Below are 15,910 nucleotides of genomic sequence, written 5' to 3'. Positions count from 1 at the left end.
TGGCGTGCCGTTCGTGAGGAGCGGCAAATTGGCAAAAGTGAGGCATAACGGTCGAACCGGCGCGTCGGGCGAGGGACGTGCCGCGTGGTCCTGTTGCAGGACGCGAATCGCGGAAGAGGAAGCGGGAGCGTGATCTTGTTGTTGGGTCTACAGACGCCTGCCGAGCACAGGCGAAATGCCAGCACGCGAGATCATATCGGCCAAGCGCGGTCGCCCTTTAATGAAAAATCATCGCAAGCTGCATGCCAGAGCGGCCGGGCAGCACATTGCGCAGCAAGGTCGGTTCACCGACGCGTCAGTAGCCTCGCCTGCACTGCCGTTGAACTTCACTGCCCCGACGGTCATGCGATAAGACATGCGACTAATGGCGCAGCGCAGACTGTGCGCTACTACACAGCGTCAGTACCCGCAGGTGATACCTTCGCGCCCGACCAAATTCAGCAAGGGACCTGTCGTGAAAACGCTTATCCGGACCGCCGCTCTGGCGCTGACCACCATCGTCGCCAGCCATGCCTTCGCCGAGGCACCGCCACCTAGCAACTTGGCCGAGGCGGTGAAGCAATTCTCCGAATACAACACTCGCCTCGACCAGGCCCTGGCGCAGGAGCAGACACCGGAGAACATGGCGCAGATCCACGAACTGACCTACACGCTGAAAGCGGCGCTGGAGAAAATCGTCGAGGAAATGGACGGGCTGAACGATACCCTGGAGGAAATCCACATCGCCTCGGAAGCCGAGAGCGCCGACGAAGTCAGCAGCTACGGTGCTGGCTATCTGAAGACTGCGCGGACGGTGATCAAGTAATCCGCCGCATCAGGGCTCGACCGGCACGATATCGAAGCCGATGCGGTTGTCGCTGATGACGCGATATTCCAGCGTCTGCCCCGCCTGCACCTGCGCCAGTTTCTCGCGGCGCAGGCTGAGCTTGCCACACAGCGTGTCGTCCAGCGGATCGGTGCCGATGCTGACGATCCGCGCACCGGCCGGCACCTGAAAACGTACCACCTCGCCGACGTGGATGCGCGCAGCCAGCTCACGATCGATCATCACGGCGATGTAGCAGCCGCCGCCACGCAAGCCGAAATCCCGCGTCACCACCACCTCACCGGCGTTCTCCAGGGGCTGTTGGTAGGCCAGCACCCGCTCGGCCGGCACCGGTTCGATGTCCTCGGCATCGGGCTGCCAGGATGAACAGCCAGCCAGCGACAGCAGTGCAGTGAAAGCGAGGGTCAGACGCATGGAAACTCCTTGGCCGGGACTGAAATGGCGAACCTGGTCGTCGAGCATGCCAGAGCGCCGAATGATTGCTAGAGTCTGACTACAGTTTCGTATCGATGACGGCAGGCACAACGTGAACAATCCGGACGACAGCCAGCCACGCTTCTGGCGCGACGCCGCCCTGCCCTTCCTCGAGGCGCGGGCGGTCGCCGATGGGCGCAGGGTCTGCTATGCGCCGCACTGTCACGAGACCTTTTCCATCGGCGCGATCACCGCCGGCGCCAGCACCTACTTCAACGGCACGGCACGCCAGCGGATCGCCCGCGGCGCCGTGGTGATCATCAATCCGCAAACGGTCCACGCCTGCAACCCCATCGACGGCCAACCCTGGTCGTACCTGATGTTCTACGTCGACACGGGCTGGCTGGGCGCGCTGCAGCATGAACTGGGCGTCGGCGCCGACGGCCGCTTCATTCCCTACACGCCGATCCAGAGCCTCGACCCGGCGTTGTTCACCGGGCTGACCAGGCTGTACGCCACCCTGCTCGACCCGCAGGCGGACACGCTGCAGCGGCAGAGCGCGGCGGTCGAGTACTTCACGCTGCTGCAGCAGACCCTTGCCCCGGCAGCCGCCAGCCCGGGCGCAGAGCCCGTCGAACAGCTGCGACGGGCGGCCAACTACATTGCCGAACACTGTACCCAGGCGCTGCGTCTGGAAGACATCTGCCAGGCAGCCGCGCTGTCGCCGTCCTATCTGATCCGCACCTTCAGGCAGCACTACGGCATGACCCCGCATGCCTATCTGCTCAACCGTCGCATCCAGCGCAGCCAGCACTGGCTGCGCCAGGGTCATGACCTCGCCGAGGTGGCGCTGGCCGCCGGTTTTGCGGACCAGGCGCACTTCCAGCGCACCTTCAAACGTCAGCTGGCGGCGACGCCCGGGCAGTACCGGGATCGCGTCGCGCCGGGCTCAGCCCGCCACTAGATAGAACGCACTGCCTGCCAGCAACAGTGCCATCGTTCGATTGAGCCAGCGCACCCGCCCCGGCTCCTGCAGATAGCGGCTGAGAAAGGCGCCAGCTCCGGCCCAGCAGGCAATCGAGCCATAACAGATGACGAAATACAGGCCGGCGAACAGCCAGACCCGCAGCACATCGCCATTCGCCGCGAACAGCCCCATGCCCGCCACTGACGCCAGCCAGGCCTTTGGATTGAGCCATTGCATCAGCGCGCCGTCGAGCAGCGACGGGCCATTGCCGGCCGCAGCGTGTTCCAGACGGCCATCATCGACTGCAAGCTTCCAGGCCATGTAGAGCAGGAAGGCGACCCCGCCCCACTGGATGCCACGCATCAGAATCGGCGCCCGCTCGAGCAGCTCGTAAAGCCCGAGGCCGATCAGCAACAGCAACAGGGTGAAACCGACAGTTGCGCCGGTGATGTGCCGAGCACTGGCGCGAAAGCCGAAACGCGCGCCACAGTTGAGCGCGACCAGGTTGACCGGGCCAGGAGTGATCGACGAGGCCAGGGCGAACGCAGCCATCGAGAGATAGGGGTCCATGAGTACTCTGCTTACCAGTGGAAGATGGTGGGCAGGCTATGGGCCCGACAGGGCATGGTATTGAAGGAAATTGCCCTAGTGGCCTGTGTGGTGAGTTGGTTGAGGCAAGTTCGGATGAACAGGGCTCCGAGACAAGGCGCCGCGGCGAGTCATAGCGGGCTATGGCAAGGAGCAGCAACACAGTATCGGTGCCATGGGCGCCGAAATTGCCCGACTGAACTTACCAAACAGGCGGCTATGTCTACAGGTGATGGCTCCCCGGATAGGGACGCGCTTCCTCCAGCTCGCCATCGCGACCGAATACCTCGACCGACGCGGCGCGGCCGTCCATGTAGGCATCCAGCGCGCTGTACATCTCGTCCTTGGTGAGGGTTCGCAGCACGGTTTTCTGGGTTTGCTGGTCTTCCAGCTCCCAGCCCATTTCGGTGGGCCTGACCTGATAAATGTTCATGGTGACTCCTCTGGGGCGGCGATTGTCGTGGGCGGATGGGTCAGCTCGGCTCGCCGGAACCGTCTTCTCCCTGGATGTCCGGATCGTCCGGCAACGTCTCAGGCTCGTCAGGATCGTCCAGCGGCGAAGGCTGGTCGTCGTAGTCCGGGTCTTCGCCGGCGTTCTTTTCGCCTCCATCGGTCATGGTTACATCAGGCTCATCGCCTGCCTGCTGGTCATCTGCCTTCATGGTTGCCTCGGCTGTCGCGGGTGGATGACTGATATCGATTGGAGGCGACAAACCACGCGACGTTCGAACCGCACGGCACCGGCGGTCCGAAGGTTGCCGTGGCGCCGCCGCAGGATTGCCCGACCGATCCCGTGCCACTATCGGCGGGCGCGACCATGCAACCGATTGCACTGCCCGAGCCGCTCCACCACACTGCCCCCTCACACCCAACCGCAGTCGGAGATTCCATGCAGACACTCACCCCACAATCCCGCGCGGCCATTCTCGAAAACCCGGAAGCCCTGGAATGCACCCTGTACCGCCCCGACGAATACGACGAGGAAGCGGAAGAGCAGGATCTTGGTGACGCGCGCATCGTCATCAGCGGCCCCTTTGAAGCGCCAGCCGAATGGGATGCCAAGGACCGTGACGACTACTTCGACGGCACCGCGCCGGAAGCCTTCGTCGTCGCCCGCATCGCATGCCAGGCAGCGCCCGACTCCGGCGTCTACTTCACTGCCGTGCCCGGCGACTACGCCGCCGTCACGGAAAGCCCGGGCCAGGTATCGATGTTCTACGTCTGGGACTGCCTGAACGATGCCGAAGGCCAGTACGTGCTGATCCGCGAGGAAGAGGACGACGAGGTCTGATCCACCTCCGGCGATTACATCCACCGGGCGTGTTCCGGTGGATGCGCGAAGCGACATCCACCCGGCGATTCAGCAGAGTCCGTCGGGTGGACCTCGGCGCAGCCGTGCCGTCTCAAGCAGCAGCACCGGCCTGGTCCAGGCTGCCGTACGAATCCATCCTGCAGGCAAGTTTCAGCCCAGCTAGCCCAACCGCCTGACGATCCGCATCATCATGCGTTTCATTCAAGCGCCGACCTCATCGCCCTGCTTCGCTGTCTACCCCCTAGAGATTCCATTCGCCCACACGACGAGGACCTGCATGCGTTCCATGATCAGCGCCTGGCAGTCACCGGTTTCGCGCATGAAGCTGGTCGCCGGCCTTCTGTTGTTACTGGCCGCCCTGCTCTACATCGTCGCGACACGCTTCGAAGCCAGCCATCCGGCCTGGGGCTACGTCGCCTCGTTCGCCGAAGCCGCCATGATCGGCGCGATCGCCGACTGGTTCGCCGTCACCGCGCTGTTTCGCCACCCGCTGGGTCTGCCGATCCCGCACACGGCGATCATCCCGCGCAGCAAGGCACGCATCGGTCAGAACCTGTCCAGCTTCATCACCACGCATTTCCTCGCCACGCCGCTGGTGCTGGCCAAGCTGCAGGAACTCGACATCGCCTCGCGCCTGGCCGGCTGGCTACGCCATCCGAGCAATGCCGAGGCGGTCGGCCGCAGGCTCACCGGCGTTGCACATTTCGGCATCGCCGCGCTGCATGACGAACGCGTGCGCGCCTTCGTCGAGGCCAAGGTGACCACGCGACTGCGCAGGTTCGACCTCTCCGCCCCGCTGGCCCAGGCCTTGCGCGTGCTGACCAGCCAGGGCCGGCATCAGGCGATGCTCGACGAGCTGCTGATCCGCCTCGATTCGATCATGCAGGATGAGGAAACCCGCGCGCTGGTCGCCGACGCCATCAGCCGGGAAATCCGCACCCTGCGCTATCTCGGCCTGAGTCGGCCGGTGAGCGGCTGGTCGGCGAACAAGTTCGTCGACGGCCTGTCCGCACTGATCGCCGAGATCGCCGCCGACCCGGAGCACCTGATCCGCCAGCGCTTCGACGAGCACGTCAGTAAATACATCGAGCGTCTGGAGCAGGACCCGCAATACGCCCTGGAGGTCGAGCGCATTCTCGCGCAGCTCTTGGAGCACCCCGCCACCAGCGCCTATTTCGGCAATCTCTGGCAGGAACTCACGGCCTGGCTGGAAAGCGACCTGGCCAGCGACGACTCACGCATCGGCCGACGCATCGTCAGCCTCTGTCGCGGCCTCGGCGACGGCCTCGCCGCCGACAAATCCATGCGCAACTGGATCAACGAGCAACTGCTGGCCGCCGCGCCCGGCCTGCTGGAGCGCTACCGCGGGCAGATCGGCGCCTATATCGCGCAGCGAGTGGAGAACTGGGAAAGCCGTGAGCTGGTCGAGCAGTTGGAGCAGAGCGTCGGCAAGGATCTGCAATACATCCGCATCAACGGCACCCTGGTTGGCGGGCTGGTCGGTCTGGCGCTGCATGCGCTGACGCAGCTGCTGGCCGGCTGAATGCCGCTCAGGCGCGGCGCTGGCGCTCGCTCAGTTCGCTGAGATTGACGGGGCTGCCGGGCGGCTCATCGCAGCGCAATGTCGCCGGGACGCCGCTCAGGTACCACAGGCGATTGGCCAGATCGTCGGCATCGCGCGGATCGTGGGTCACGCAGATCATCGCCATGTCCGGGTGCCGATCCAGCAGGCGGGCGATCAGGCCACGCAGCTCGGCGGCGCGCTCGGCATCCAGCGAGGCAAAGGGTTCGTCGAGCAGCAACAGATCCGGCTTGATCGCCAGACAGCGCGCCAGTGCGGCCCTGCGCGCCATGCCCAGCGAGAGCTGATCCGGCAGGCTATCGGCCGCGCCACGCAGCCCGACCTCGGCCAGCAGCCGCTCGATGTCCGCCGCGCTCGCGCCGACCAGCGCCAGGTTCTGTCGCACCGTGCGCCAGGGCAACAGGCGATGCTCCTGAAACAGGTAGCCGACGCGCAAGCCGGCGCGCTGCTCGATCATCGGCCGCAGCTGCGGATCGAGCCCGGCGATGCCGTTGAGCAGCGTCGTCTTGCCGACACCGGACGGCCCGAGCAGACAGATGCGATCGCCTTCGCGCACCTGCGCATCGATCACGCCCAGCACGGGATGACGGCCATCCAGGCGCAGCTCAAGCATGGCGTACACCCGCTTCGCGCCAGGACGATGCGCGACGCTCCAGCGGCTGCAACAGCGCCAGTTCGATCAGCTGGACCACGGCGATGAACGCCAGGCTGTAGGCGAGGATGCTCGCCACGTCGAACACCTGAAAGGCCATATGCAGTTGAAAGCCGATGCCATCCGAGCGCCCGAGCAGCTCGACCACCAGCACGATCTTCCAGATCAGCGCCAGCCCACCGCGGGTGGCGGCCATCAGGTAGGGAAACAGCTGCGGCAGCCAGACATGCCTGATCCGCTGCCAGCGGGTGAAGCGGTAGACCAGGGCCATCTGTTCCAGCTTGGGATCGATACTGCGGGCGCCCTCGCGCACGGTGACAGCCACGTTCGGCACCTTGTTGATCACCACCGCCAGCACCGCCGCGGCTTCCACTAGGCCGAACCAGACATAGAGCAGGATGATGGTGACCAGTGCCGGCAGGTTGAGAAACAGCACCAGCAGCGGATCGAGCACGGCATTGGCCAGCCGCGACCTGCCCATCCACACGCCGAGCAGCGTGCCCAGCGCCATCGCCAATACGAAGGCGAACAGCACGCGGCGCAGGGTTACCAGCAGATGTTCGGGCAGTTCACCGCTCTGCGTGGCCTGCCAGAAGGTGTCGAGCACGGCGGCCGGACTCGGCAGCAGCGGCGTCTGCACGCCCAGCGCAATCAGCGTCCAGAGTGCCACCGCGCATGGCAGGGCGATCCAGCAGGCCCAGCGCGAGCCGTTCATGGCGTGCTCTGGAACGACGCGGTCGGCATCAGTTTCGCCGGATCGGCGCCGGTGAGGGTCAACAGTCGCTGCAGGTCGGCGATACGCGGCTCATCCAGCGGCTGCGGGATGCCGGCGAGGAAACTGTCACGCAGCGCGGCGAACACGCCATCCTCGTCGGCACGCATCAGCGGCCGCAGCGCCTGCCAGTGCGCGGGCTCGCTGGCGAGCTCGTGCTTGGTCTGGCCCAACGCCATGGCGAAACGCTGCAGCAGCGCCTCATGCTCGACGGCCCAGGATTCGGAGAACAGATAGCCGAGCACCGGCAGGTGGGGATCAAGCTCCAATGATCGGAGCAGATCATCGAGACTGAACGCCACCTGCACACCACCCTCGCCACGCATGCGCGCGGAGAAATGCCAGAAGGTCAGCAGCGCATCCACCTGACCGCGGCGCAGCGCCTGGCTGAGCAGTGGCGGTGCGGCGTACTGAACAGTCGCCCGTTTGGACAGATCGATTCCGTCCTGGGCCGCGGCATGCTGCAGCAACTGCCAGCCCAGCCCGTCCGGCCCGCCAGCGACACCGATGCGCTTGCCGCGCAGGTCGGCCAGCGTGCGGATGGCGCTGCCTTCGGGCACCAGCACCTCACCAATCTGGGAGGAGAAAGGTACGTAGCGATAAGCCGTGCCGGCCTGGTAACGCGCCTGCGCCCAGAGCAGATCGCTCACCGCACCGTCGACGCTGCCGCTGGTCAATGCCAGTCGCGAGGCCGGCACATCGGCCACCAGTCGCACCTTCAGCTCGAAACCGTTGGCGCGGTCCAGCCCCTGACGCTTGAGATGCTCAAGCTCCCAGTGCGGCGTGCCGAACTGCAGCACGCTGAGGGTCAGCACCGGCAGCTCCTGCGCCTGTGCCCACAGGGGCAGCAATACAAGCGCCAGCAGCGCACGGCGAGCGCGCAGAACGAACGGGGTGAGGAAGGGCAATGAAAGCATCATGCCCGCAGGGTACGAAGCCCCCTGCCGGGCACGAATTGTACTTTGGTGCCTGTTGGCTGCTGCGATGGTCGCAGCGGACTTGACCCCGCCACGACATCGCAGCCTGGCTCAGCCCTGCGCGGCGATCCGCTGCTGCAAGCGCGCCTGAAGCTTTTCCAGATCGGCCGGATCGGCCTTGCCGGCGGCATGAATGCCGAGCCCCTCGCCCGAGTAGCGCGGCACGATATGCACGTGGATGTGGAACACCGTCTGCCCCGCCGGCGCACCATTGAACTGCGCAACCTGCACACCATCCGGCTGCAGCTCGTCGACGATCACCCGGGTGAGCTTCTGCACCACGGCCATGACCTTGGCCAGCGCGTCGGTATCCACATCGAGGATGTTGCAGGCCGCCGAGCGCTTGGGAATCACCAGCGTGTGGCCGAAGGACTGCGGGAACAGGTCGAGGAAGGCCAGTACGTCGTCATCCTCGTAGAGTTTGTAGCAGGGCGCATCGCCGCGAATGATCTGGGCGAAGATGTTCTGCGGATCGTAGGGCGTGGTCAGGGACACCTGGAGTTCTCCGGCAAGTGGAAAAGGCAGACATTAGCATTCTCCGCGCGGCTGCGACCCGTGCAGCGATGCTTCGGAACGTTGCGGGCCTGGCCGCGCTCTCAAGCTCATCACCCCCGCGATCCGAGGTTATTCCGATGCACGTACGCGCCGTCGCCCCGATTGCTGCTGCAGTCGCGCTTTGCCTTTCATCGCTGTCTGCCATGGCCGCCGAAATCAAACCTGCCGAGCTGCTCGAACAGGCCAAGGCCGAACAGAGCGCCTATATCGAAACCGTGAAACAGCTGGTGGCGGTGGATACAGGCACCGGCCAGGCCGAGGGCCTGGCCACGGTCAGCCAGTTGCTGGTCGAGCGCCTGCAGACGCTGGGTGCGGAGGTCAGTACCAGTTCGGCGACGCCATCGGCCGGTGACAACATCGTCGGCACCCTCAAGGGCAGCGGCGGCAAGGACTTCCTGCTGATGGTGCATTACGACACGGTGTTCGCCGAAGGCACCGCCGCGGAGCGTCCGTTTCGCATGGACGAGCAACGCGCCTACGGCCCCGGCGTGGCCGATGCCAAGGGTGGCGTGGCGATGATTCTGCAAGCGTTGGAGCTGCTCAAGGCGCAGCAGTTCGACGCCTACGGCACGATCACCGTGCTGTTCAACCCGGATGAGGAAATGGGCTCAGCCGGCTCGAAGAAGATCATCGCCGAGCTGGCCAGCAAGCATGATTACGTCTTCTCCTACGAGCCGCCGGATCGCGATGCGGTGACCACCGCCACCAATGGCATCAATGCGGTGATGCTGGAGGTGAAGGGCAAATCCTCCCACGCCGGTTCCGCACCTGAGGAAGGTCGCAACGCCGTGCTGGAACTGGCGCACCAGCTGGTGCAGCTCAAGGACCTGGGCGACCCGGACAAGGGCACCACGGTCAGCTGGACCATGATCGCCGGCGGCGAGAAGCGCAACATCATCCCGAACAAGGCGACCGCCGAAGCAGACATGCGCTATTCCGATATCAGCGAAACCGACCGCGTGCTCGCCGATGCGCAGAAGATCATCGGGAACAAGCTGATCGACGACACCCGCGTCGAGCTGCGCGTCGACAAGGGCCGTCCACCGCTGGCGAAGAATCCGGCATCGGAGCGCCTGGCCGAGACCGCGCAGCGCCTGTATGGCGAGATCGACCAGCGTATCGAGCCGATCGCCATGCGCTTCGGCACGGACGCCGGCTATGCCTACGTGCCGGACAGCGACAAGCCGGCCGTGCTGGAAACCATGGGCGTGGTCGGTGCCGGGCTGCATTCGGAAGATGAGTACATCGAGCTGTCGAGCATCGCGCCGCGGCTGTATCTGACGACGGCGATGATTCGCGCATTGTCCGCCGAAGACGCCGCACGCTAACACGCTATCCAGGCCCGAGCGAGGGGCGAAGGTCGCAGTAGGCGAAAGCCGGCGCTGCGGGTATCTTCGCCACCTCCCATTTCAGGACTGCCCGCTCGATGCTTCGCTTCGTCACCCTCTGCGCACTGGCGCTGTTCGCCTGCACTGCCCACGCCAAGGTCGAGGTGCTGCCGCTGGAACATGAAGATCAGGGCCTGGTGCTGGTCGCGCGCGTTACCGAACAGATTGCGCCGGGTGACTACGAGGCGCTGCTCAAGGGCATCATGGCCCACCCTGGCAAACACGCGCGCAAGCTGCTGATCCTCGACAACATCGGCGGCAGCGCAGCGGAAGCCATGCGCATGGGCTATCTGCTGCGCGAGACGGGCTTCGACGCCCTGGTGCCGGCGACCGCGGTCTGCCAGGGCAGCTGCATCTATCTGCTGGCGGCGGGACGGCAGCGCACCGTGCGCGGCTATGTCGGCCTGCATCGGCCCTACGTCGCCAATGGCGAGTCGGCGCAGTCCATCAGCCAGCGACCACACCGCTCACCACGCATCTACTTGCGGGACATGGGCGTCAATACGCGGCTGGCGGACGACATGCAGCTGATCGAACCGTGGCGCATGCGCGTGCTCACGCCAAAGGAGCTCGCGCGTTATCGGCTGCAATAGTGTGATTCGCAGGCTGCACTACTGCATTCCGGTCGTCGCGCTATCACTCGGCCTGGCCCTCGGCATGATCGAACCGGTTGGCGCGCTGGCCGTTCTGCTATTCGCTGGCTGGCTTGTCGCTCAGCCGCATATCCCCAACCCGCCGTGGCTGTTCGGTACGCTGCTCGGCGCCCTGCTGCTCGCCGCGCACCTGCTGCCAGGCTTCAGCCCGCTGCCGCTCGGCCCACCGCAGGATCTGGGCGGTGCCTCGCCCTGGCAATTGCGCATCAGCCCGGACAAGGCGATGGTCGCGGCACTGCTGCTGGCCTGGTGGCTGGGCCAGCCACGAACGGATTGGCGCTCGATCAGACTCACCCTGCTTGCGTCAGGCGCCTGCCTGATTCTCGTCCCACTGCTGGCGCTGGTCTCCGGCGTGCTGGGCTGGCAACCGAAATGGCCGGCGCTGTTCCTGCCCTGGCTGCTGATCAACCTGGGCATCACCTGCCTGGCCGAAGAGCTGATCTTTCGCGGCCTGCTGCAGCGTGAACTGGTCCGCCGCTTCGGTGCGGCCATCGGCATCGGCCTGGCGACCGCCCTGTTCGGCGCCGCGCACCTGCCGGGCGGCTTCGGTTTCGCCGGGCTCGCCACGCTGGCCGGTCTGGGCTACGGCCTGGCCTTCCATTACTCCGGTGATCGCCTGTGGGTCGCGGTGTTTCTGCACGGTGCGATCAACAGCCTGCACCTGCTGTTGCTGACCTATCCCCTGCGCTAAGCAATATTTTTTCAACGACCTGTCGATTCCTCCGGCGCCCGTTCGACCAATGATCGGAGCCGGCGGAAATTGCCGTATGCCCGTCTAGGCTCTTTCCATTCCACTGAAGGAGTCCACCGATGCGTTTCATGGTGATGATCAAGGCCACCCCACAAACCGAAGCCGGCGAGATGCCCAGCGAGGACGTTCTCACGGCGATGGGCCGCTACAACGAAGACCTGGCCAATGCCGGCGTGCTGCTCGGCGGCGAGGGCCTGCACCCCAGCCACAAGGGCGCGCGCCTCCGTTTCAACGGCGGCCAGTGCAGCGTCACCGACGGCCCGTTCGCCGAAACCCGCGAGCTGATCGCTGGCTACTGGCTGTTCCAGACCGCCTCGTTGCAGGAGGCCGTCGACTGGGTCAAGCGTTGCCCGCAGTCGGCCATCGGCGATTCGGAAATCGAGATTCGCCAGATATTCGAAGCGGAAGACTTCGGCGCCGAGTTCACCCCCGAACTGCGCGAGCAGGAAGACCGCCTGCGCGCGCAACTCAATCAATGACCGCAAGGAGCAAGCAATGAAGATCACCACCTACCTCACCCTCGACGGCACGACCCGCGAGGCGTTCACCTTCTACAAAGACGTGCTGGGCGGCACGCTGGAGATGATGACATTTGCCCAAGCGCCGGATGCCGAGCAGTTTCCCGCCGAGTACCGCGAGCGGATCATGCACGCCTGCCTGAACCTCGGCGATGGTGTGCTGATGGCCTCCGACTCCTTGCCCGACACCTGTGGTGGCGGGCCGTACGAAGGCATCAAGGGTTGCTCGTTTTCCCTGCATCCGACCAGCGTGGACGAAAGCGAAAAGCTGTTCGCCGCACTGGCCGAGGGCGGCACGGTGATCATGCCGCTGGAGAAAACCTTCTGGGCCGAGCGTTTCGGCATGCTCACCGACCGCTTCGGCGTGTCGTGGATGGTTAACTGCGAGCAGGGCTGAAGCATTCAGCCCTTTTACGCCGGGGACTATCGTGGTTGATTCGCATCTGGAGAGGCAGCGACTTTTGTTATAACGTATCGTACCTTTCGGCGGGCGCAGCGAGTCTGCGCCTGCATTGCGATCATCCTGCTGTGAGCCGCTCATGCCCTCCCCCGATTTCACTCCGCCAGCCGCGGCGCGTCTGCAATCCATCGACGCGCTGCGCGGCCTGGTGATCCTGTTCATGCTGCTGGACCATGTCCGCGAAACCTTCCTGCTGCATATGCAGGTGCCCGACCCGATGGACGTGGCGGTCACCGAACCAGCGTTGTTCTTCAGCCGCACCCTGGCGCATCTCTGCGCGCCGGTATTCATCTTCCTGACCGGCCTGTCGGCCTTTCTTTATGGCGAAAAGCACCAGGACCGCCGTGCAGTGTCGAGCTTTCTGCTCAAACGCGGGCTGTTCCTGGTGGCGCTCGAATTCACCCTGGTCAACTTCGCCTGGACGTTCCAGTTCCCGCCGCAGGTGATCTATCTGCAAGTGATCTGGGCGATCGGCCTGAGCATGCTGGCGCTCTCGGCGCTGCTTTGGCTGCCGCGCCCTGCGCTGATCGTGTTGGGTCTGGTGATCATCGGCGGCCACAACCTGCTCGACCCGCTGCAGTTCTCCGCAGACTCAGCGTTGCACGTCCCCTGGGCCATCCTGCACGACCGCGGCTGGATCGAGGTTTCGGAAAACCTGCGGCTGCGCACTTCCTATCCGCTACTGCCGTGGATCGGCGTGATCGCCCTTGGCTACGCTGTCGGGCCCTGGTTCGCCAGGAACGCCGACCCCGAGCGACGCCAGCGCTACCTGGGCGGCTGGGCTCAAGGTGCCCTGCTGACCTTTGTTCTGCTGCGGCTGATCAACAGCTACGGCGAACAGCCCTGGGTCGTCGGCGAGGACGGCCTGCGCACGCTGATGAGCCTGTTCAACGTCACCAAATACCCGCCGTCGCTGCTGTTCCTGTGCCTGACGCTGGGTTGCGGCCTGCTGCTCCTGCGTTACTTCGAACGCAAGCAGGGCCGCGCCTGGCTGCGACCGCTCAGCGTGTTTGGTGCGGCACCGATGTTCTTCTACCTGCTGCACCTGTACGTGCTGAAGTTGCTCTACATCGCCGCCGTGGCGATCTGGGGTCTGAACCGCGGCAATCACTTCGGCTTCGATGCGGTGTGGCCACTGTGGCTGTGCACCCTGGCGCTAGCGGTGCTGCTGTTCCCGGCGGTGCGCTGGTTCGCCGAACTCAAAGCACGGCGCAGGGACATTGCCTGGCTGAAGTACCTCTGAAGCGGCCCTGCGACAGTGCGAGGTCCGCGGCGCTCGGCCAGCCAGCCGGTCAGGGCCGCGGCGTCGCAAAAATGCAATTGCAGCGGCGCCGGCAAAGGCTCAACCTTTCGCGGATCAGTTGAACGGCAGGAAGGAACGGCGGCGTGGATCTGTTATTTCTCGGCACTTCATCCGGCACCCCCACCCGCGCGCGCAATGTCACCGCCCTGGCCTTGCTGGAGGACACCGGCAAGAGCTGGTACCTGATTGACTGCGGCGAAGGCACCCAGCACCGGCTGTTGCGCACGCCGCTGTCGCTACATGACCTGCGCGCCATCTGCATCACCCATGTACATGGCGACCACTGCTACGGCTTGCCCGGTCTGCTCGCCAGCGCCGGGATGATGGGGCGCAAGACCCCACTGACGATCATCGCGCCGCAGGGCATCGAAACCTGGGTGCGCGCCACGCTGGAGATGAGCCAGAGCTGGCTGGGCTACGACCTCGACTTTCACGCGGTCGAATCGCTGGGCGAGTGGCGCAACCTGAACATGCGCATCGAGGCCACCGCCCTGTCCCACCGTGTGCCCTGCTACGGCTACAGCTTCACCGAGGCCCGGCCTGATCCGCGGCTGGACATCGACCGCCTCGAGCGCGACGGCGTGCCCCGCGGCCCGCTCTGGGGCCAGCTGGCACGCGGCTTCGATGTCGAGCACGAAGGCCGGATGCTGCGCAGCGACGACTACCTGAGCTTCAGCCGTGCGCCGCAACGCATCGTCATCGGCGGCGACAATGATCGTCCCGAACTGCTTGCCGACGCCTGCCGCGGCGCCCAGTTGCTGGTGCACGAGGCGACCTACACCGAAGCGGTGGCCAACGACGCGCGCAATGACTTTGGCCACAGCACGGCGGCATCGGTGGCGCGCTTTGCGCAAACGGTCGGCCTGCCGAATCTTGTGCTGACCCACTTCAGCGCGCGCTATCAGAAGAACGCCGGGCGTGGTCACTCGATCGACGACCTGTGCGCCGAAGCCAGCGCCCTTTACGCCGGTAAGCTGCTGCTTGCCGAAGACTTCATGCGCCTGCACCTCGGCAAGGACGGCCAGCTGACGCCCGTCGAGCCACCTCGCCCACGCCCGCCGCGCTGAACCGTAAAGATCGTCTGCAAACGCAGCGCCTGCAGCCCGGCTGACTACACTGGCTGCTGCACCCGCTGTCAGCGCAAACACCCAGCATCGCTTTCGATACTCGACGGAGCCGCCGATGGAACGTCTTACCGCGAAAGACTTCGCCCCCGAACTGCTCGAGCTCTACGACTTCTACGTCCACGGCAAGCTCAGCCGCCGGGAATTCCTCGACCGCGCCGCGGCCTTCACGCTGTGCAGCACGGCCGCCGTGGCGGTGCTCGATGCGCTCACGCCCAACTATGCGTTGGCCCAGCAGGTCGCCTTCACCGATCCGGACATCATCGCCGAATACGTCAGCTACCCATCGCCCAACGGCCACGGTGAGGTGCGCGCCTACCTGGTCCGTCCGGTCAAGGCCGAGGGCAAGGTGCCAGGCATCGTTGTCGTCCACGAGAATCGCGGCCTCAACCCCTATATCGAAGACGTCGCACGGCGCGTGGCCAAGACCGGTTTCGTCGCCCTCGCACCGGACGGGCTGAGTTCGGTCGGCGGCTATCCCGGCAACGACGACAAGGGCCGTGAACTGCAGGCCGCGGTCGACCCGCAGAAACTGATGAACGACTTCTTCGCCGCTATCGAATGGCTGATGGCTCATGAAGCCACAAACGAAAAGGTCGGCATCACCGGCTTCTGCTATGGCGGTGGCGTGGCCAATGCCGCCGCGGTGGCATACCCGGAACTGGCGGCGGCAGTGCCGTTCTATGGCCGTCAGGCCAATCCGGCGGATGTGGAGAAAATTCAAGCACCGTTGCTGTTCCAGTTCGCCGAACACGACGAGCGCGTCAATGAAACCTGGCCCGCCTATGAAGCCGCGCTCAAGGCGGCCGGCAAGCACTACGAGGCCTACATCTACCCGGGCACCCAGCATGGCTTTCACAACGACAGCACCCCGCGCTACGACGAGCAGGCGGCTGAGCTGGCCTGGCAACGCACCATCGCCTGGTTCCAGCGTTATCTGAGCTGATACGCTCCTGCCGTAGCGGGCCATACCGCCAGGCTCCAACCCTGCGCTGACCTGATTTGCCTCCAGAACGCCCGCGCGTTGTCCCGCGCATCAGTGCGGGTTTCGGCTGCATTGCCGGCCCG

20 protein-coding genes are annotated in these 15,910 nt (G+C 65.1%); 12 read left to right on the top strand and 8 right to left on the bottom strand.

Translation table 11 applies throughout. The features are described from left to right. The first annotated feature begins 454 nt into the window (after positions 1–454). On the top strand, positions 455–805 hold the full coding sequence (locus RT582_RS12355; protein ID WP_313477590.1) for a DUF6746 family protein: 351 nt from the start codon (positions 455–457) through the stop codon (positions 803–805). Between the two features lie 9 nt (positions 806–814). Here RT582_RS12355 and RT582_RS12350 read toward each other — a convergent pair whose 3' ends face one another. Continuing rightward, positions 815–1,240 (bottom strand): hypothetical protein, encoded by a 426-nt coding sequence (locus tag RT582_RS12350; RefSeq protein ID WP_023444443.1) that lies wholly within the window; start codon positions 1,238–1,240, stop codon positions 815–817. A gap of 112 nt (positions 1,241–1,352) precedes the next feature. Here RT582_RS12350 and RT582_RS12345 point away from each other — a divergent pair, with 112 nt between their 5' ends. Then, entirely contained in the window at positions 1,353–2,204 is an 852-nt protein-coding gene (locus RT582_RS12345; RefSeq protein ID WP_312172301.1) for an AraC family transcriptional regulator, read from the top strand. Here the strand turns inward: RT582_RS12345 and RT582_RS12340 are convergent. The 3 genes from RT582_RS12340 to RT582_RS12330 form a co-directional block, all read right to left on the bottom strand. Next, entirely contained in the window at positions 2,190–2,777 is a 588-nt protein-coding gene (locus tag RT582_RS12340; protein WP_312172298.1) for a LysE family translocator, read from the bottom strand. The two genes, RT582_RS12345 and RT582_RS12340, sit on opposite strands and share 15 nt — an antisense overlap. 241 nt (positions 2,778–3,018) lie before the next feature. Next, positions 3,019–3,228, bottom strand: a complete 210-nt coding sequence (locus RT582_RS12335; protein ID WP_014821157.1) for a hypothetical protein — start codon at positions 3,226–3,228, stop codon at positions 3,019–3,021. A gap of 40 nt (positions 3,229–3,268) precedes the next feature. Then, complete coding sequence (locus tag RT582_RS12330) at positions 3,269–3,457, bottom strand: hypothetical protein (RefSeq protein WP_014821158.1); 189 nt, start codon at positions 3,455–3,457, stop codon at positions 3,269–3,271. 227 nt (positions 3,458–3,684) lie between these two features. On the opposite strand from RT582_RS12330, the gene RT582_RS12325 reads away from it, so the two are divergent. Together RT582_RS12325 and RT582_RS12320 are read left to right on the top strand one after the other, a co-directional pair. Then, on the top strand, positions 3,685–4,086 hold the full coding sequence (locus tag RT582_RS12325) for a hypothetical protein (RefSeq protein WP_014821159.1): 402 nt from the start codon (positions 3,685–3,687) through the stop codon (positions 4,084–4,086). A 298-nt stretch (positions 4,087–4,384) separates the two neighbouring features. Next, positions 4,385–5,650, top strand: coding sequence for a DUF445 domain-containing protein (locus RT582_RS12320; RefSeq protein ID WP_313477588.1), 1,266 nt, complete (start codon positions 4,385–4,387; stop codon positions 5,648–5,650). Positions 5,651–5,657: 7 nt separating this feature from the next. Here RT582_RS12320 and RT582_RS12315 read toward each other — a convergent pair whose 3' ends face one another. The 4 genes from RT582_RS12315 to RT582_RS12300 all read right to left on the bottom strand — a co-directional run bounded on the left by RT582_RS12315 (position 5,658) and on the right by RT582_RS12300 (position 8,585). After that, positions 5,658–6,302, bottom strand: a complete 645-nt coding sequence (locus tag RT582_RS12315; RefSeq protein WP_313477586.1) for an ABC transporter ATP-binding protein — start codon at positions 6,300–6,302, stop codon at positions 5,658–5,660. Continuing rightward, positions 6,295–7,056, bottom strand: a complete 762-nt coding sequence (locus RT582_RS12310; protein WP_044313764.1) for an ABC transporter permease — start codon at positions 7,054–7,056, stop codon at positions 6,295–6,297. The genes RT582_RS12315 and RT582_RS12310 overlap by 8 nt, the downstream gene beginning before the upstream one ends. Beyond that, positions 7,053–8,033 (bottom strand): ABC transporter substrate-binding protein, encoded by a 981-nt coding sequence (locus RT582_RS12305; RefSeq protein ID WP_313477584.1) that lies wholly within the window; start codon positions 8,031–8,033, stop codon positions 7,053–7,055. Before RT582_RS12305 ends, RT582_RS12310 begins: the two co-directional genes overlap by 4 nt. Before the next feature lie 108 nt (positions 8,034–8,141). Continuing rightward, positions 8,142–8,585, bottom strand: a complete 444-nt coding sequence (locus RT582_RS12300; RefSeq protein WP_313477582.1) for an HIT family protein — start codon at positions 8,583–8,585, stop codon at positions 8,142–8,144. A gap of 137 nt (positions 8,586–8,722) precedes the next feature. Here RT582_RS12300 and RT582_RS12295 point away from each other — a divergent pair, with 137 nt between their 5' ends. The 8 genes from RT582_RS12295 to yghX all read left to right on the top strand — a co-directional run bounded on the left by RT582_RS12295 (position 8,723) and on the right by yghX (position 15,788). Next, on the top strand, positions 8,723–9,973 hold the full coding sequence (locus tag RT582_RS12295) for a M20/M25/M40 family metallo-hydrolase (RefSeq protein ID WP_313477581.1): 1,251 nt from the start codon (positions 8,723–8,725) through the stop codon (positions 9,971–9,973). A 98-nt stretch (positions 9,974–10,071) separates the two neighbouring features. Next, positions 10,072–10,626 carry a COG3904 family protein gene (locus tag RT582_RS12290; RefSeq protein WP_313477579.1) on the top strand — a complete coding sequence of 185 codons (555 nt, stop codon included), beginning with the start codon at positions 10,072–10,074 and terminating at the stop codon, positions 10,624–10,626. A gap of 1 nt (position 10,627) precedes the next feature. After that, positions 10,628–11,377: a CPBP family intramembrane glutamic endopeptidase gene (locus RT582_RS12285; protein ID WP_313477578.1), complete on the top strand. Its 750-nt coding sequence runs from the start codon at positions 10,628–10,630 to the stop codon at positions 11,375–11,377. 119 nt (positions 11,378–11,496) lie between these two features. After that, on the top strand, positions 11,497–11,916 hold the full coding sequence (locus RT582_RS12280) for a YciI family protein (protein WP_044313759.1): 420 nt from the start codon (positions 11,497–11,499) through the stop codon (positions 11,914–11,916). Positions 11,917–11,932: 16 nt separating this feature from the next. After that, positions 11,933–12,352, top strand: coding sequence for a VOC family protein (locus RT582_RS12275; RefSeq protein ID WP_090521548.1), 420 nt, complete (start codon positions 11,933–11,935; stop codon positions 12,350–12,352). Between the two features lie 142 nt (positions 12,353–12,494). Beyond that, entirely contained in the window at positions 12,495–13,658 is a 1,164-nt protein-coding gene (locus tag RT582_RS12270; RefSeq protein ID WP_090521551.1) for a DUF1624 domain-containing protein, read from the top strand. 143 nt (positions 13,659–13,801) lie between these two features. After that, a complete protein-coding gene (locus RT582_RS12265) occupies positions 13,802–14,785 on the top strand; it encodes a ribonuclease Z (protein ID WP_313477577.1) in 984 nt (327 codons plus the stop codon). A 115-nt stretch (positions 14,786–14,900) separates the two neighbouring features. Beyond that, positions 14,901–15,788: a YghX family hydrolase gene (gene yghX / locus RT582_RS12260; RefSeq protein ID WP_090521555.1), complete on the top strand. Its 888-nt coding sequence runs from the start codon at positions 14,901–14,903 to the stop codon at positions 15,786–15,788. Positions 15,789–15,910: the final 122 nt, after the last annotated feature.

The sequence above is a fragment of the Stutzerimonas kunmingensis genome (assembly GCF_032106285.1).
GTDB lineage: Bacteria > Pseudomonadota > Gammaproteobacteria > Pseudomonadales > Pseudomonadaceae > Stutzerimonas > Stutzerimonas kunmingensis_B.
Note: the sequence above shows the minus strand (reverse complement) of the source record. Positions and strands in the feature narration are given on the sequence as shown.

Bases quoted from the DNA above. Each gene is read 5' to 3' on its own strand.
- RT582_RS12350 (WP_023444443.1), bottom strand. From the start codon at position 1,240: ATGCGTCTGACCCTCGCTTTCACTGCACTGCTGTCGCTGGCTGGCTGT.
- RT582_RS12330 (WP_014821158.1), bottom strand. From the start codon at position 3,457: ATGAAGGCAGATGACCAGCAGGCAGGCGATGAGCCTGATGTAACCATG.
- RT582_RS12320 (WP_313477588.1), top strand. From the start codon at position 4,385: ATGCGTTCCATGATCAGCGCCTGGCAGTCACCGGTTTCGCGCATGAAG.
- RT582_RS12325 (WP_014821159.1), top strand. From the start codon at position 3,685: ATGCAGACACTCACCCCACAATCCCGCGCGGCCATTCTCGAAAACCCG.
- RT582_RS12305 (WP_313477584.1), bottom strand. From the start codon at position 8,033: ATGATGCTTTCATTGCCCTTCCTCACCCCGTTCGTTCTGCGCGCTCGC.
- RT582_RS12270 (WP_090521551.1), top strand. From the start codon at position 12,495: ATGCCCTCCCCCGATTTCACTCCGCCAGCCGCGGCGCGTCTGCAATCC.
- RT582_RS12295 (WP_313477581.1), top strand. From the start codon at position 8,723: ATGCACGTACGCGCCGTCGCCCCGATTGCTGCTGCAGTCGCGCTTTGC.
- RT582_RS12340 (WP_312172298.1), bottom strand. From the start codon at position 2,777: ATGGACCCCTATCTCTCGATGGCTGCGTTCGCCCTGGCCTCGTCGATC.
- yghX (WP_090521555.1), top strand. From the start codon at position 14,901: ATGGAACGTCTTACCGCGAAAGACTTCGCCCCCGAACTGCTCGAGCTC.
- RT582_RS12315 (WP_313477586.1), bottom strand. From the start codon at position 6,302: ATGCTTGAGCTGCGCCTGGATGGCCGTCATCCCGTGCTGGGCGTGATC.
- RT582_RS12310 (WP_044313764.1), bottom strand. From the start codon at position 7,056: ATGAACGGCTCGCGCTGGGCCTGCTGGATCGCCCTGCCATGCGCGGTG.
- RT582_RS12280 (WP_044313759.1), top strand. From the start codon at position 11,497: ATGCGTTTCATGGTGATGATCAAGGCCACCCCACAAACCGAAGCCGGC.
- RT582_RS12290 (WP_313477579.1), top strand. From the start codon at position 10,072: ATGCTTCGCTTCGTCACCCTCTGCGCACTGGCGCTGTTCGCCTGCACT.
- RT582_RS12335 (WP_014821157.1), bottom strand. From the start codon at position 3,228: ATGAACATTTATCAGGTCAGGCCCACCGAAATGGGCTGGGAGCTGGAA.
- RT582_RS12275 (WP_090521548.1), top strand. From the start codon at position 11,933: ATGAAGATCACCACCTACCTCACCCTCGACGGCACGACCCGCGAGGCG.